At 68.7% G+C, this 15,034-nt stretch carries 19 protein-coding genes (1 of these 19 only partly in view); 15 read left to right on the top strand and 4 right to left on the bottom strand.

What is annotated here, in order from left to right:
- Window positions 1-14 precede the first annotated feature (14 nt).
- On the top strand, window positions 15-1,346 hold the full coding sequence (locus tag B1790_RS13800; protein WP_079923788.1) for a replication-associated recombination protein A: 1,332 nt from the start codon (window positions 15-17) through the stop codon (window positions 1,344-1,346).
- Between the two features lie 77 nt (window positions 1,347-1,423).
- Here B1790_RS13800 and B1790_RS13795 read toward each other — a convergent pair whose 3' ends face one another.
- Window positions 1,424-1,711, bottom strand: coding sequence for a GlsB/YeaQ/YmgE family stress response membrane protein (locus B1790_RS13795; RefSeq protein ID WP_079923787.1), 288 nt, complete (start codon window positions 1,709-1,711; stop codon window positions 1,424-1,426).
- A 112-nt stretch (window positions 1,712-1,823) separates the two neighbouring features.
- Between B1790_RS13795 and B1790_RS13790 the strand changes: the two genes are divergently transcribed.
- From B1790_RS13790 to aroQ, 11 genes are all read left to right on the top strand, one after another.
- Window positions 1,824-2,225 (top strand): secondary thiamine-phosphate synthase enzyme YjbQ, encoded by a 402-nt coding sequence (locus B1790_RS13790; protein WP_079923786.1) that lies wholly within the window; start codon window positions 1,824-1,826, stop codon window positions 2,223-2,225.
- A gap of 96 nt (window positions 2,226-2,321) precedes the next feature.
- Window positions 2,322-5,012, top strand: a complete 2,691-nt coding sequence (gene alaS / locus B1790_RS13785; RefSeq protein ID WP_079923785.1) for an alanine--tRNA ligase — start codon at window positions 2,322-2,324, stop codon at window positions 5,010-5,012.
- 5 nt (window positions 5,013-5,017) lie between these two features.
- Window positions 5,018-5,533: a Holliday junction resolvase RuvX gene (ruvX, locus tag B1790_RS13780; RefSeq protein WP_079923784.1), complete on the top strand. Its 516-nt coding sequence runs from the start codon at window positions 5,018-5,020 to the stop codon at window positions 5,531-5,533.
- Window positions 5,526-6,779 (top strand): endolytic transglycosylase MltG, encoded by a 1,254-nt coding sequence (gene mltG / locus B1790_RS13775; protein ID WP_079923783.1) that lies wholly within the window; start codon window positions 5,526-5,528, stop codon window positions 6,777-6,779. Before ruvX ends, mltG begins: the two co-directional genes overlap by 8 nt.
- Before the next feature lie 9 nt (window positions 6,780-6,788).
- Entirely contained in the window at window positions 6,789-7,577 is a 789-nt protein-coding gene (locus tag B1790_RS13770; RefSeq protein WP_079923782.1) for a shikimate dehydrogenase, read from the top strand.
- A 9-nt stretch (window positions 7,578-7,586) separates the two neighbouring features.
- Entirely contained in the window at window positions 7,587-8,024 is a 438-nt protein-coding gene (locus B1790_RS13765) for an A24 family peptidase (protein WP_079923781.1), read from the top strand.
- Between the two features lie 22 nt (window positions 8,025-8,046).
- Complete coding sequence (locus B1790_RS13760; protein WP_079923780.1) at window positions 8,047-8,346, top strand: GNAT family N-acetyltransferase; 300 nt, start codon at window positions 8,047-8,049, stop codon at window positions 8,344-8,346.
- A 42-nt stretch (window positions 8,347-8,388) separates the two neighbouring features.
- A complete protein-coding gene (aroC, locus tag B1790_RS13755) occupies window positions 8,389-9,621 on the top strand; it encodes a chorismate synthase (RefSeq protein WP_079923903.1) in 1,233 nt (410 codons plus the stop codon).
- On the top strand, window positions 9,621-10,265 hold the full coding sequence (locus B1790_RS13750) for a shikimate kinase (RefSeq protein ID WP_079923779.1): 645 nt from the start codon (window positions 9,621-9,623) through the stop codon (window positions 10,263-10,265). Before aroC ends, B1790_RS13750 begins: the two co-directional genes overlap by 1 nt.
- Entirely contained in the window at window positions 10,258-11,337 is a 1,080-nt protein-coding gene (aroB, locus tag B1790_RS13745; protein WP_079923778.1) for a 3-dehydroquinate synthase, read from the top strand. Before B1790_RS13750 ends, aroB begins: the two co-directional genes overlap by 8 nt.
- A complete protein-coding gene (gene aroQ / locus B1790_RS13740; protein ID WP_079923777.1) occupies window positions 11,334-11,759 on the top strand; it encodes a type II 3-dehydroquinate dehydratase in 426 nt (141 codons plus the stop codon). Before aroB ends, aroQ begins: the two co-directional genes overlap by 4 nt.
- A 3-nt stretch (window positions 11,760-11,762) precedes the next feature.
- On the opposite strand, the gene B1790_RS13735 is transcribed toward aroQ, so the two are convergent.
- Window positions 11,763-12,332, bottom strand: a complete 570-nt coding sequence (locus tag B1790_RS13735) for a B-4DMT family transporter (protein WP_079923776.1) — start codon at window positions 12,330-12,332, stop codon at window positions 11,763-11,765.
- Window positions 12,333-12,365: 33 nt separating this feature from the next.
- Between B1790_RS13735 and B1790_RS13730 the strand changes: the two genes are divergently transcribed.
- Genes B1790_RS13730 through nusB form a run of 3 tightly spaced genes read left to right on the top strand, consistent with a single transcriptional unit; the run spans window position 12,366 to window position 14,524 of the window.
- Complete coding sequence (locus B1790_RS13730) at window positions 12,366-13,457, top strand: aminopeptidase P family protein (protein WP_079923775.1); 1,092 nt, start codon at window positions 12,366-12,368, stop codon at window positions 13,455-13,457.
- A 21-nt stretch (window positions 13,458-13,478) separates the two neighbouring features.
- Window positions 13,479-14,042, top strand: coding sequence for an elongation factor P (gene efp / locus B1790_RS13725; RefSeq protein ID WP_079923774.1), 564 nt, complete (start codon window positions 13,479-13,481; stop codon window positions 14,040-14,042).
- Between the two features lie 2 nt (window positions 14,043-14,044).
- Entirely contained in the window at window positions 14,045-14,524 is a 480-nt protein-coding gene (gene nusB, locus B1790_RS13720; RefSeq protein WP_056548301.1) for a transcription antitermination factor NusB, read from the top strand.
- 7 nt (window positions 14,525-14,531) lie between these two features.
- Here nusB and B1790_RS13715 read toward each other — a convergent pair whose 3' ends face one another.
- Together B1790_RS13715 and B1790_RS35285 are read right to left on the bottom strand one after the other, a co-directional pair.
- Complete coding sequence (locus tag B1790_RS13715; RefSeq protein WP_079923773.1) at window positions 14,532-14,846, bottom strand: hypothetical protein; 315 nt, start codon at window positions 14,844-14,846, stop codon at window positions 14,532-14,534.
- Between the two features lie 87 nt (window positions 14,847-14,933).
- Window positions 14,934-15,034 carry part of the coding region annotated (locus B1790_RS35285; RefSeq protein WP_233165109.1) for an HNH endonuclease signature motif containing protein on the bottom strand (this coding region is incomplete at its 5' end). The annotated region continues 901 nt past the right edge of the window, so 101 of the 1,002 annotated nt are shown.

Here is a 15,034-nt window from a genome sequence, read left to right as displayed (position 1 = left end):
GGTAAGCCTGTCCCGTGGCTGATGGTCTGTTCGACGTGTCGCCCGAGCCGGGCGACGGTGAGGGCATTCCCGGTGGGGGACCGTCGTCCCCGCTCGCCGTTCGGATGCGCCCCGCGAGCCTCGATGAGGTGGTCGGGCAGGATCATCTGCTGCGCGACGGCTCACCCCTGCGGCGGCTCGTCGACGGGTCTGGGGCCGCGTCGGTCATCCTCTACGGCCCGCCTGGCACCGGCAAGACGACACTGGCGTCGCTCATCTCCCAGGCGACGGGACGCCGCTTCGAGGCGCTGTCGGCGCTGTCGGCGGGGGTCAAGGACGTCCGGGCGGTGATCGACGTTGCGCGCCGGGCGGCGGTCCACGGCAAGCAGACGGTGCTGTTCATCGACGAGGTGCACCGGTTCTCCAAGACCCAGCAGGATGCGCTGCTGGCCGCCGTCGAGAACCGCATCGTGCTGTTGGTGGCCGCCACGACGGAGAACCCGTCGTTCTCGGTGGTGGCGCCGCTGCTGTCGCGTTCGCTGATCCTTCAGTTGCAGCCGCTGGGCGCCGACGCGGTACGGGCCGTCGTCGAACGGGCCGTCGCCGACCCACGTGGCCTTGGCGGATCGGTCTCGATCGACGCCGACGCGGTCGAACTCCTGGTGCAACTCGCCGCAGGAGACGCCCGCCGCGCGCTGACCGCGTTGGAGGTTGCTGCCGAGGCGGGCGATCGCGTGACCGTCGAGGTCATCGAGCAGTCCCTGGACAAGGCCGCCGTCCGCTACGACCGTGACGGCGACCAGCACTACGACGTCGTCAGCGCCTTCATCAAGTCGGTGCGCGGGTCCGACGTCGACGCCGCGCTGCACTACCTGGCGCGGATGCTCACTGCGGGGGAGGACCCTCGCTTCATCGCGCGGCGGTTGACGATCCTGGCCAGCGAGGACGTCGGAATGGCCGACCCGACTGCGTTGCTCACCGCCGTGGCCGCGGCGCAGACCGTGCAGCTGATCGGGATGCCGGAGGCGCAGCTGACCCTCGCCCACGCCACGGTGCACCTGGCGACCGCGCCCAAGTCCAATGCCGTCACGATGGCGCTCGCGGCGGCGATGGGGGACATCAAGGCAGGCAAGGCAGGGTTGGTGCCCCCTCATCTGCGCGACGGCCACTACTCGGGTGCGGCCGCGCTCGGCAACGCCCAGGGTTACTCGTATCCCCACGACCACCCGGATGGCATTGTCCCGCAACAGTATTCTCCCGACGACCTGCTGGGCGTCGACTACTACCGGCCGACGACGCACGGCGTGGAGCGGGACATCGCCGGGCGCCTCGACAAGTTGCGCGCGATTCTCCGGAGGCGGCGCTAGCCCAAAACGCACTCAGGGCCGCGATTCTCGTCGAATCGCGGCCCTGTGCGTTTTGGGGACCTGAGTGTTCCTGGGGACTAGCGGCGCAGAGCGCCCGTGCGACGTCGGCCCATCAGGCCAGCCACCAGGGCCACGCCGAGCGCGGCCACGATGACCTGGACGAGCAGTTCCATCCAGTCGATGCCGTTGGTCGCGGTCGGGATGCCGAGCTGACGGGCCAGCCAGGTGCCGATGAGGGCCGACACGATGCCGACGAGGATCGTGACGAGCAACCCGATGGGCTGCTTGCCCGGCAGAACCAGCCTGCCGAGAAGGCCGATGATGGCGCCGATGACGATAGCGGTGATGATGCCTGTGGGAGTCATTGCTGGTCACTTTCGTCGGGGTGTGCGAGGTGCGTTGAGCTGGAACGGGAGTACCCCCGCGGGGCACCGATAAACGTGGCCGTGAATAGGGGCGCGACGTAATCTCGGGATCGTGAACACCGAGACGATCGACGTCGACACCTCCCGCCGCCGCACCGTGGACCTGACCGACGCCGTCCGCACCTTCTGCGCGTCGCGCGGGGACGGTTTGTGCAACGTCTTCGTGCCCCACGCCACGGCCGGCGTCGCGATCCTCGAGACCGGCGCCGGGTCAGACGACGACCTCGTCGACGCCCTGGAACGCCTGCTGCCGCGCGACGATCGCTATCGCCATTCCCACGGCTCGCCGGGCCACGGCGCCGACCACGTACTGCCCGGCATCGTCGCGCCGTCGGTGACGATCCCCGTTCAGGCGGGGCAACCACTGCTCGGCACCTGGCAGAGCGTTGTTCTGGTCGACTTGAACAGGGACAACCCTCGCCGCAACGTCCGCATCAGCTTCGTCGGCGGTTGAGCCGCTCCCTTGCCAGGTTGATCGTGATGGGCCGGTAGTGTGATGCGGTCGAGAATCGGCGCAGGCAAGACCCCCATTGATTAAGGACAGCAGCACGTGCAGACACACGAGATCAGGAAGCGCTTCCTCGATCACTTCGTGAACGCGGGCCACACCGAAGTGCCAAGCGCATCGGTCATCCTCGACGATCCGAACCTGTTGTTCGTCAACGCAGGCATGGTCCAGTTCGTGCCCTACTTCCTCGGTCAGCAGAAGCCGCCGTGGGACCGGGCGACCAGCGTGCAGAAGTGCATCCGCACCCCGGACATCGACGAAGTCGGCATCACCACCCGCCACAACACCTTCTTCCAGATGGCGGGCAACTTCTCCTTCGGCGACTACTTCAAGAAGGGCGCCATCGAGTTCGCCTGGACGTTGCTGACCAATCCGCAGGATCAGGGCGGATACGGCTTCGACCCCGAAACGCTCTGGGCGACCGTCTATCTGGACGACGACGAAGCCATCACCCTGTGGCAAGAGGTGGCCGGACTGCCGCTGGAGCGCATCCAGCGCCGTGGCATGGCCGACAACTATTGGTCGATGGGCATCCCCGGCCCATGCGGTCCGTCCTCGGAGATCTACGTCGACCGCGGACCCGAATACGGCGTCGACGGCGGCCCGGAGGCCAACGAGGACCGCTACATCGAAATCTGGAACCTCGTCTTCATGCAGAACGAGCGGGGTGAGGGCACCGGCAAGTCCGACTTCGAGATCCTCGGCCCGCTGCCGCGCCAGAACATCGACACCGGCATGGGCGTCGAGCGCGTCGCCTGCTTGCTGCAGGGCGTCGACAACGTCTACGAGACCGACCTGATGCGCCCGGTCATCGACCTCGTCGCCGGCATCGCCCCGCGTGGATACGGAGCCGGCGTCCACGAAGACGACGTCCGATACCGCATCATCGCCGACCACAGTCGCACCGCGGCGATCATCATCGGCGACGGCGTCACGCCCGGCAACGACGGCCGCGGCTACGTGCTGCGCCGGCTGCTCCGCCGGGTCATCCGGTCGGCCAAGCTGCTCGGCATCGACACGCCGATCATGGGCGAGCTGATGGCGTGTGTGCGCGACGCGATGGGTCCGTCCTATCCCGACCTGGTCACCGACTTCGACCGGATCAACCGGATCGCGATCGCCGAGGAGACGGCGTTCAACCGCACGCTGGCCTCCGGTTCGCGACTGTTCGAGGATGCGGCCCGCACGACGAAGGCGTCAGGTACCGACGTCCTTTCCGGCAGTGACGCGTTCGCCCTGCACGACACGTACGGCTTCCCGATCGAACTCACCCTCGAGATGGCCGCCGAGGCGGATCTGCGCGTCGACGAAGAGGGCTTCCGTGGGTTGATGGCCGAGCAGCGTCAGCGCGCCAAGGCCGACGCCGCCGCTCGCAAGCACGCCCACGCCGATCTGTCGGCGTACCGCGATCTCGTCGACGCCGGTGCAACCGAGTTCACCGGATTCGACGAATTGACTTCCGAGGCAAGGATTCTCGGCATCTTCGTCGACGGCAAGCGGGTGCCTGTCGTCGCGCATGACGGCGCGGCCGCCGAACGCGTCGAACTGGTTCTGGACCGCACCCCGCTCTACGCCGAGTCCGGCGGGCAGATCGCCGACATCGGGTCCATCTCGGGGACCGGGTCCAGCGTCGCAGCGAAAGCCGCCGTCACCGACGTTCAGAAGATCGCCAAGACGCTGTTCGTGCACCGCGTCAACGTCGAGTCCGGTGAGTTCGTCGAGGGCGACACCATCGTCGCGAGCGTCGACCCGACCTGGCGCCACGGCGCCACCCAGGGCCACACCGGCACGCACATGGTGCACGCCGCGCTGCGACAGGTGTTGGGCCCCAACGCCGTTCAGGCCGGCTCGCTGAACCGGCCCGGCTACCTGCGATTCGACTTCAACTGGCAGGGCGGGCTCAGCGACGACCAGCGCGAGCAGATCGAGGTCGTCACCAACGAGGCCGTCCAAGCCGACTACGCGGTCAACACCATGTACACCAAGCTGGAGAAGGCCAAGGCCATGGGCGCGATGGCGCTCTTCGGCGAGGCCTATCCCGAGGACGTCCGGCTGGTCGAGATCGGCGGGCCCTTCTCACTCGAGCTGTGCGGCGGTACGCACGTGCACAACTCGGCTCAGATCGGACCGGTGACGATCCTCGGCGAATCCTCGGTGGGCTCCGGCGTCCGCCGAGTCGAGGCCTACGTCGGACTCGACTCGTTCAAGTACCTGGCCAAGGAACGCGCGCTGCTCGCCGGCTTGGCGTCGTCGCTGAAGGTTCCCTCGGAGGAGGTGCCCGCCCGCGTCGCCTCACTCGTCGAACGGCTCAAGGTCGCCGAGAAGGAACTCGACCGGTCCCGGCTGGCCAACGCGCGGGCGGCCGCGGCCGACGCCGCCGCGGGCGCCGAGCTCGTCGGTAGGGTGCGTGTCGTGGCACAGCGCATGGCCGGCGGCATCTCGGCCGCAGATCTACGCAGCCTCGTCGGTGACGTCAAGGGCAAGCTCGGATCCGAACCAGGCGTCGTCGCATTGGTCGCCGAGGGCGAGGGCGACACGGTGCCCTTCATCGTCGCCGTCAACCCGGCCGCGCAGGATCTCGGCCTCAACGCAGGAGACCTGGTCAAGGTGCTTGGCGGGCCACTCAACGGGCGCGGCGGCGGAAAGGCCGACCTGGCGCAGGGCTCGGGTAGCGGGGCGTCCAACGTCGACGCGGCGCTGTCGGCGCTGCTGGCAGAGATCGCCCGGAGCTGACCTCCTTGACCGACACCGACGACCGTCAGCCCGACCGGCCCGGCGGCGACGACCCCGGACGAGGACGACGGCTCGGGGTCGACGTCGGCACAGTCCGGATCGGCGTGGCCACCAGTGACCCCGACGGGATCCTGGCGACGCCGGTCGAAACGGTCGCCAGGGACCGAAGGGACGTCAAGGGCAAGCACATCCGCCGGTTGGCGCAACTGACCGAAGAACTCGACGCCGTGGAGGTCGTCGTCGGCCTGCCACGCACTCTCGCGGACCGCGCCGGGCCGTCGGCACTGGATGCGATTGCCGTCGCCGACGCACTCGCCGCCAGGATCGCCCCGGTTCCGGTACGGCTGTCCGACGAGCGGCTGACCACCGTGACCGCCCAGCGGTCACTTCGGGAGGCCGGCATCCGCGCGAAGGGACAGAAATCGATGATCGACCAGGTGGCCGCCGTCGGCATCCTGCAGACCTGGCTGGACCAGCGGCGAGACGTCCTTGCCAAGAGCAGCGGAGCGGCCGATGCCTGACGAGTGGGTTCGCGACCGCCCGGAGCCCGAGGCCGTCGGACGGCCCCGCCGGACGATGAGTCGCACCGAGCGCGCCCGCGCCAACCGCAACCGTCGTCGGCGCAGGCACCTCACCGTGCTCTCCGTCACCGTCCTGCTCGCCCTGGTCGTCGGCGTCGTCTTCCTCGGTTCCCGCGTATGGCACGGAATGTTCGGCACGCCGACCGATTACCAGGGTGACGGCGTCAAGGACATCGTCGTGCAGGTTCACAACGGGGACTCCACCACCACGATCGGCAAGACCCTGCAGGACGGTGGCGTCGTCGCCACGTCCCAGGCCTTCGTCGACGCCGCGGCGGGCAACGCGTCCATCTCGGCCATCCAGCCGGGGTTCTACAAGGTGCGCACCGAGATTCCGGCCGCGAACGCGGTCACCCGGCTCGCGGACCCCCAAAACCGGGTCGGCCGGTTGGTCATCCCCGAGGGGCGTCAGCTCGACGACATCGCCGACGTCAAGACCAGCGCGGTGACCAAGGGCGTCTTCTCGCTGATCGCCGACGCGACGTGCGTCGACCTGGACGGGGAGAAGTCGTGCGGCGTCAAGGCCGACGACTTGAAGAACGCCGCGACTGCGGCCGACCCCGCGGCACTGGCGATTCCCACGTGGGCGCTCGACCCCGTCAAGGCGCTGGGCGCCGACCACCGGCGCATCGAGGGGCTCATCGCCCCCGGCACGTGGAACATCGACCCGTCGGCGACCGCCCCGGACATCCTGGCGACGCTGATCGGTGCCAGCGCAACGCAGTACGAGCAGAACGGTCTGCTCGCGGCGGGCAACGCCGAAAACCTGTCGCCGTACGAAGTCCTGATCGTGGCGTCGCTGGTGCAGCGGGAGGCGAAGCCACAGGACTTCGCGAAGGTCGCCAGGGTGATCTACAACCGACTGCTCGCCCCCGATCACCGCCGCCTCGAGTTCGACTCGACGGTCAACTACTCGCTGGACCGGCAAGAGGTCGCCACCACCGACGCCGACCGCGGCAGGGACACGCCGTGGAACACCTATGTGCGCGAAGGGCTTCCGGCCACTCCGATCTGTGCACCCGGCCAGCCCGCGCTCGCCGCGGCGGAGAATCCGGAACCGGGGGACTGGCTGTACTTCGTCACCGTCGACATGCAGGGCGGCACGCTGTTCACCCGCGACTACCAGCAGCACCTGGCCAACATCGAGATCGCGAGACGCAACGGTGTGCTCGACAGCGCACGATGAGCCCGCACGATGAGTTCTAGGGCGGCCGTCCTCGGTTCGCCGATCACGCACTCCCGGTCACCGCAACTGCACCTGGCGGCCTACCGTGCGCTCGGATTGGCCGACTGGACCTACGAGCGCATCGAATGCACCGCAGACGATCTGCCCCCGCTGGTCGCCGGATTCGGGCCAGAGTGGGTGGGGTTGTCGGTGACGATGCCCGGCAAGTTCGCCGCGCTGCGGTTCGCCGGCGAGCGGACCGCCCGCGCGGAACTCGTCGGCTCGGCCAACACCCTCGTCAGAACGGCCACCGGATGGCTGGCGGACAACACCGACGTCGACGGGGTGACCGGCGCCCTCGGGCGGACGACGACCGTCGAGACTGCTGCGGTGCTCGGCGCGGGCGGGACGGCGCCCGCGGCCGTCGTGGCGCTGGCCGAGCTTGGCGCACGCGACGTCTCGATCGTGGCCCGTAACCGCGACAAGGCCGACGCGCTGGTCGAACTCGGAGCCCGACTCGGCGTCGACGCCCACTGGGTCGAGCTGGGCACGACGATCGTGGGCCTCGACGTCGTGGTCAGCACCGTCCCCGCCGACGTCGGCGGGCAGTACGCCGACACCGTCGACACCGCTGCGGTGCTACTCGACGCGATCTACGACCCGTGGCCGACGCCATTGGCCAGAGCCGTCGAGGCCCGCGGCGGCCGAGTGGTCAGCGGTCTGCAGATGCTGCTGCACCAGGCGTTCGCCCAAGTCGAGCGATTCACCGGCCGGCCAGCGCCGAAAGAGGCGATGATCGCAGCCCTTGGCCGAACTTAGGCTCCTCCCATGGGGTGGGTCGGTCTGGGTGCCGCCGTGGCGTGGCTCGCCGCGTTGACCGTCTACGACGTGCGGCAGCGTCGGCTGCCCAATGCGTTGACTTTGCCGGGCGCGCTGGCCGTCCTCGTCGTCGCGGCGCTCGCTGGGCGCGGCACCTCGGCGCTCCTCGGCGGGGTCGCGCTGGCGGCGCTGTACCTCCTCGTCCACCTGATCGCGCCCGCCGCGATGGGCGCGGGCGACGTGAAGTTGGCGCTCGGCGTCGGAGCCCTGACCGGTGCGTTCGGAAGCGACGCGTGGGTGATCGCGGCGGTGGGGGCTCCGGTGCTGACCACGCTGTGGGGTCTGCTCGTCATCCGGCCAGGTCGGAACTGGGCGCGGGTCACCGTGCCGCACGGGCCGTCGATGTGCGTGGCGACCGCGGCCGCAGTGGCCATGGTGATCACCTGATCGCCAGGTCCTACCGTTGGGCATGCCGACCCGCACCGCCACCTTCGAGCTGGAACCACCCGACGACGAGTGGCGTCGTCGCTCCGAGGCGATCGTCGGAGCCGGGCTGCCGTTCCTGGTCACCGAACGCGACGGCGTGGTCGCCGGGTACGCCTACTGCGCGCCGTGGAAGACCAGGCCCGCCTATGCCGACACCGGCAACCCCACCTCGGTCGAATTGCACCGGAGGTTCGGCTTCACCGACGCGGGTCGGCTGGTTCGGGTCGGCGTCAAGCACGGTCGACGGGTCGACACGTTGTTGCTGCAACGCAGCCTGGCGTGACGGATTACCTCAGGTCGAGGGCGCCATGGGAAGATGGGACGCGTGTTGCGATGGACCACAGCTGGTGAATCACACGGCCGCGCGCTGGTAGCGATGGTCGAAGGAATGGTGGCCGGTCTCGAGGTCACCACGGCAGACATTGCCGCCGAATTGAAGAGGCGCAGGCTCGGCTACGGGCGAGGCGCCCGGATGAAGTTCGAGGCCGACGCCGTCACGGTGCTGACGGGGGTCCGCCATGGCCTGACGCTCGGCGGACCGATCGCCGTCGAGATCGGCAACACCGAATGGCCCAAGTGGGAAACGGTGATGGCGTCGGACCCGGTCGACCCATCCGAGCTCGACGGTGCCCGCAACGCCCCGCTGACCCGGCCGCGACCCGGCCACGCCGACTACGCCGGCATGTTGAAGTACGGCTTCGACGACGCCCGCCCGGTCCTGGAGCGGGCCAGCGCCCGCGAGACCGCGGCCCGAGTCGCCGCAGGCACCATCGCCAGGGCGTTCCTGCGCCAAGCGCTCGGCGTCGAGGTGCTGTCCCACGTCATCTCGATCGGCGCGTCCACCCCCTACGACGGCCCGCCGCCGCTGCCCGAAGACTTGGCCCGCATCGACGACAGCCCCGTGCGGGCCTTCGACGAAGAGTCCGAGAAGGCGATGATCGCCGAGATCGAGGCGGCCAAGAAGGACGGCGACACCCTCGGTGGCGTCGTCGAGGTGGTCGTCAGCGGCCTGCCCATCGGACTGGGCTCGTTCACGAGCGGCGACAATCGGCTCGACAGCCAACTGGCGGCGGCCGTCATGGGAATTCAGGCCATCAAGGGCGTCGAAATCGGCGACGGCTTCGAAACCGCCCGCCGCCGCGGCAGCGTCGCCCACGACGAGATCTACCCCGGCCCCGACGGTGCTATGCGGTCGACCAACCGTGCTGGCGGGCTCGAGGGCGGCATGACGAACGGCCAACCGGTACGCGTGCGCGCGGCGATGAAGCCGATCTCGACGGTTCCCAAGGCGTTGGCCACCATCGACATGACCACCGGCGAAGAGGCCGTCGCAATCCACCAGCGTTCCGACGTGTGCGCAGTGCCCGCGGCCGGCGTCGTCGTCGAGACGATGGTGGCCCTGGTCCTGGCGCGCGCCGCCCTCGAGAAGTTCGGTGGCGACTCGCTGGCCGAGACCAAGGCCAACGTCGACGCGTACCTGGCCTCGATCTCCGCGCGCTCCGGTGGGCAGGAGCGCAGCGACCCGGGAGTCGACGGCGCCGCACGGGCGACGGGCTGATGGCCCCCCTGGCCGTGCTGGTGGGCATGCCCGGGTCGGGCAAGTCCACCATCGGGCGCCGACTGGCCAGGGCTCTGGACGTTCCACTGCTGGACACCGACGCCAAGATCGTCGAGACCACCGGCCGCACCATCGCCGACATCTTCCGCGAGGGCGAGCCGGAGTTTCGGCGCATCGAGGCCGACGTGGTGTGCACCGCCCTCGCCGAACACGACGGCGTCGTGTCCCTCGGCGGTGGCGCGATCACCACGCCACGCGTGCGAGAGGCACTGGCGGGACACACCGTCGTCTACCTGGAAATTAGTGCGGCAGAAGGTGTTCGGCGCACCTCGGGCGGCACCACCAGGCCGCTGCTCGCCGGCGTCGACCCCGGCGAGCGCTTCCGGGAACTGATGAGTCAACGCGTGCCGCTGTACCGACAGGTCGCCACCATGCGCATCAACACCAACCGCCGCAACCCTGGGGCCGTCGTCCGCCACATCGTCGCGAAGCTGGAAACCGCGAACGGCGACCGTCAGCAGCCGCGTCGGCGCCGCCGGTCCGCGTGGCGCAGACTGCCCACCGTTCTCAATCCAGCACCCACCACAGAGGCCCCGCCCAGTCCCGCGGCGTTGGCCCGTCGAGCAGAGGCACGCAATGACTGAACCCGTGACCGTGAACGTTCTCGTCGACCGGCCCTACCCGGTGATCATCGGGACGGGACTGCTCGAGGACCTCGGCCGCGTTCTCGACGGACGCCACCGGGTGGCGATCCTGCACCAGCCGGTGCTCAACGCGACCGCGGAGTCGATCCGAGCCCACTTGGCGGAGAAGGGAATCGACGCGCATCGCATCGAGATCCCGGACGCCGAGGCAGGCAAAGAGCTTCCCGTCGTCGGCTTCATCTGGGACGTCTTGGGCCGCATCGGTATTGGGCGCCAAGACGCCATCGTCAGCCTCGGTGGCGGCGCGGCGACCGACGTCAGCGGCTTCGCGGCGGCCACCTGGCTGCGCGGCGTCGACGTCGTGCACGTGCCGACGACGCTGCTCGGCATGGTCGACGCGGCCGTCGGCGGAAAGACCGGCATCAACACCGACGCGGGCAAGAACCTGGTCGGCTCATTTCATCAGCCGCTCGCGGTCCTGGTGGACCTTGCGACGCTGGAATCGTTGCCGCGCAACGAAATCGTGGCCGGGATGGCCGAGATCGTGAAGGCGGGCTTCATCGCCGACCCGAAGATCCTCGACCTCATCGAGGCCGATCCCGAGGCGGCGCTCGATCCGACGGGTTCGGTTCTGCCCGAACTCATCCGGCGTGCCGTCACGGTCAAGGCGGAGGTCGTCGCAGCCGACGAGAAGGAATCGCAGCTGCGCGAGATCCTCAACTACGGGCACACGTTGGCCCACGCCATCGAGCGCCGGGAACGGTATCGCTGGCGCCACGGTGCGGCCGTGTCGGTTGGTCTCGTGTTCGCCGCCGAATTGGGCAGGCTCGCGGGGCGACTCGACGACGAGACCGCCGACCGGCACCGGTCGATCCTCACGTCCCTCGGACTCCCGGTGACCTACGACGCCGATGCGCTGCCGCAACTGCTCGAGTACATGGCGGGTGACAAGAAGACCCGTTCCGGGGTGCTGCGCTTCGTCGTGCTCGAAGGGTTGGCCAAGCCGGGGCGACTGGAAGGCCCCGACCCGGCGCTGCTCGTGGCTGCGTACTCGGAGATCGGAACGCGATGAACGTCAACGTCTTCAACGGACCCAACCTGGGCCGGCTCGGCAAGCGCCAGCCAGAGGTCTACGGCAAGACCACCCACGATGATCTGGTCGCGCTCATCGAACGCGAAGCCGCCGAGCTGGGCCTGACCGTCGTCGTAAGGCAGACCGACAGTGAGGCCGAGCTGTTGGGCTGGGTTCACGCTGCTGCCGACGCGAAGGAGCCCGTCGTGCTAAACGCGGGCGCGCTGACCCACACGTCGGTCGCCCTGCGGGATGCGTGCGCCGAGCTGACGGCCCCGCTGATCGAGGTGCACATCTCCAACGTGCACACGCGCGAAGAGTTTCGGCATCACTCGTACTTGAGTGGCGTCGCGACCGGCGTGATCGTCGGTCTCGGCGTCCAGGGTTATCTGCTGGCGCTGCGCTATCTCGCAGGCCGCTAGGAGCTAGGAGCGCTCTTCGACCTTGGTCGGCGCGGTTTCGCCGGCGGGAACGCTGGCGGTCTCTTCGCCGCGGTCGTCACGGACGGCCTCGAAGACGTCGGTGTCGGCGCGGTCGCGCTCGCTGTCGGCGACGCTGTAGCGCTGCACCGGCGGTGCCTTGCGGTCGACGAGCCCACGACCCAGTGCCACGCCCGCGATGGCGAAGACGAACATCAGCAGCGCGGTGAACGCGGCGAAGGTGGTGACCTCGTTGAGCAGACCCTGGGCGTACAGGTTCTCGTAGAACAGCGAGATGAACCAGGCGACGAACCCGCTGACGATGCCTGCGAAGAGGCCACCGACGAGCCAGGTCATCGCCAGATCGCCACGGCGGTCGGGGTCTGGGTTGGCCCGCGCGTCGGCCCGGCCGTCGGCCAGACCCCACACGAAGGCGGCGATCGCGTACACGGCGACCAGCAGAACGCTGATCCACAGCGCCTGACTTTCCATCAGATTGATCAGGGCTCCCTGAAGCAATCGGATGATGACCATCAGGGCAGCGAACACCAGTCCGCGCAGCAACCACTTACTCATGAGGGCACAGCGTAGCGAGTACCGTCATGCGCTGTGACGATTTCCCAGCGCAGGGCGCGCCTGCGTCGCCGACTGGCCGCCGCCGACCTGGACGCAATGCTGGTAACGGACCTGGTCAACGTCCGGTACCTGTCGGGGTTCACCGGTTCGAATGCGGCGTTGCTGATTCGCGTCGACGACGACGTTCCGGTGTTGGCGACCGATGGGCGGTACGTCACTCAGGCCGCGCAGCAGTCGCCCGACGCCGAGGTGGTCATCGAACGCGCGTGCGCGCCGCGTCTGGCAGCGGCCGCGGCGGACCGTGGGGTGCGACGGCTGGGCTTCGAGAGTCACGTCGTAACCGTCGACAACCACGCTCAGCTGGTGAAGGCGGCCGGTGACGTCGACTTGGTGCGGGCCGCCGGCGCGGTGGAAGCGCTCCGCGAGGTCAAGGATGCGGGGGAGATCGCCCTGCTACGGCTGGCGTGCGAGGCCGCCGACGCGGCGCTCGCCGACCTGGTCGCCGCGGGTGGGCTGCGAGCGGGACGCACCGAGAAGGAGGTCGGTCGTGACCTCGAATCACGGATGCTCGACCACGGCGCCGACGGGGTGTCCTTCGAGACAATCGTCGCGGCGGGAGCGAACTCGGCGATCCCACACCATCGCCCGACCGACGCCGAACTCGCCGCGGGCGACTTCGTCAAGATCGACTTCGGTGCGCTGGTCGCCGGATACCACTCGGACATGACGCGGACCTTCGTGTTGGCACCCGTTGCGCAGTGGCAGATCGACGTGTACGACCTGGTGGCGACCGCGCAGCGCCGTGGCCGGGAGGCCCTGGCGCCCGGGGTGTCGCTGTCCGGGGTGGACGGGGTTTCGCGGCAGGTCATCGCCGATTCGGGGTTCGCCGAGAACTTCGGGCACGGTCTCGGACACGGAGTTGGGCTGGAGATCCACGAAGCGCCGGGAATTAGCGCGTCGTCCGCCGGTACACTGCTTGCTGGCTCTGCTGTGACCGTGGAGCCCGGTGTCTATCTGCCCGGCCGTGGTGGCGTCCGCATTGAGGACACGCTGGTCGTGGGCAGTGATGACAAACCCGCACCCGAGTTGCTGACCCGGTTCCCCAAGGAACTGGCGATTCTCTAAAAGGCTAGGAGTAGTACCCCCGTGGCATCGACCGCCGACTTCAAGAATGGGCTCGTCCTCCAGATCGACGGCCAGCTGTGGCAGATCACCGAGTTTCAGCACGTCAAACCGGGCAAGGGTCCGGCGTTCGTGCGCACCAAGCTCAAGAACGTGCTGTCAGGCAAGGTCGTCGACAAGACGTACAACGCGGGTGTGAAGGTGGAGACCGCGACGGTCGACCGCCGCGACACCACGTACCTCTACCGTGACGGCAGCGACTTCGTGTTCATGGACGCCCAGGACTTCGAGCAGCACGCTCTGCCGGAGACGCTGGTCGGTGACGCGGCCAACTACCTCCTCGAAGGCATGCCCGTCCAGGTCGCGTTCAACGAGGGCGCGCCGCTCTACGTCGAATTGCCGGTCACCGTGGAACTGATCGTGTCCCACACCGACCCCGGCCTGCAGGGCGACCGCTCCAGCGCGGGCACCAAGCCCGCCACCATGGAGACGGGCGCCCAGATCAACGTGCCTCTGTTCATCAACACCGGTGACAAGCTCAAGGTCGACTCCCGCGACGGCAGTTACCTCGGTCGCGTCAATGGCTGACCATGCCTGACCGTCGCGGCGACCACGGTCGCCATAAAGCGCGCAAGCGTGCCGTCGACCTGCTGTTCGAGGCCGAGGCTCGCGGGTTGACGCCTGCCGAGATCGCCGAGGGCAGGACCACGTTGGCCGCGAGCGATTCCGAGCTGTCCACGCTGAACCCGTACACCGTGACGGTGGCGCGTGGCGTCACCGAGCACGCCGCCCACGTCGACGACCTGATCTCTGCTCATCTGCAGGGGTGGACGCTGGACCGCTTGCCTGCCGTGGACCGCGCGGTCCTGCGGGTCGCGGTGTGGGAGCTGCTCTACGCCGAGGACGTGCCGGAGCCGGTCGCGGTCGACGAGGCCGTGGAGCTGGCCAAGAGTCTGTCGACCGACGAGTCGCCTGGCTTCGTCAACGGCGTCCTCGGGCAGGTCATGTTGGTGACTCCTCAGATTCGTGCGGCTGCCGCCGCGGTTCGAAGCACCCCCGAGGTCTCCTAGCCCCAGATCAGGGGCACATGAACGCGAATGGCGGGCAGACGAACGTGCCTGGAGGAAGCGGGCCTTCGGCCCACACCCCTGGCTGCCCGGAGACTTGATGGAATTCGTGGCAGACGGTGGAGTCCCAGGAGGCCGCCAGGCTTTCGAATGGATAGGTGATTGGGTCACCCGGGCACCAGGTCCCGTGGCAGACCGGATCGCACCGCGTGTCGGCTTGGGCAGTGGCGACGTTGGGTGCCAGCGCCGCGATCCACAGGGCGGCAACCGCGCCGACCCCCGAGATCAGTGCACCTGCGAGCGCTTGCTTGACCGTGTTGGCCATGAGACCTTCCTCTCCATGTCGTTCGCGCCCCGTTGTCGGCGGCGTCTTCATGGCGTCGACTAAACGCCTTCGGCATCGCTACCGATCTCAATTTCGCTTTCGCACTCCCGGCGATCCCGTTGGATGCGGCTGGCGCGGTCTTGGGTGCGGGTGGTCTTGCGGCGGGGCATGGTCAGTCCGGCGGTGTG

It is taken from the genome of Mycobacterium sp. AT1 (genome assembly GCF_002043095.1).
In the GTDB taxonomy this organism is placed as follows: Bacteria; Actinomycetota; Actinomycetes; order Mycobacteriales; family Mycobacteriaceae; genus Mycobacterium.
Note: the sequence above shows the minus strand (reverse complement) of the source record. Positions and strands in the feature narration are given on the sequence as shown.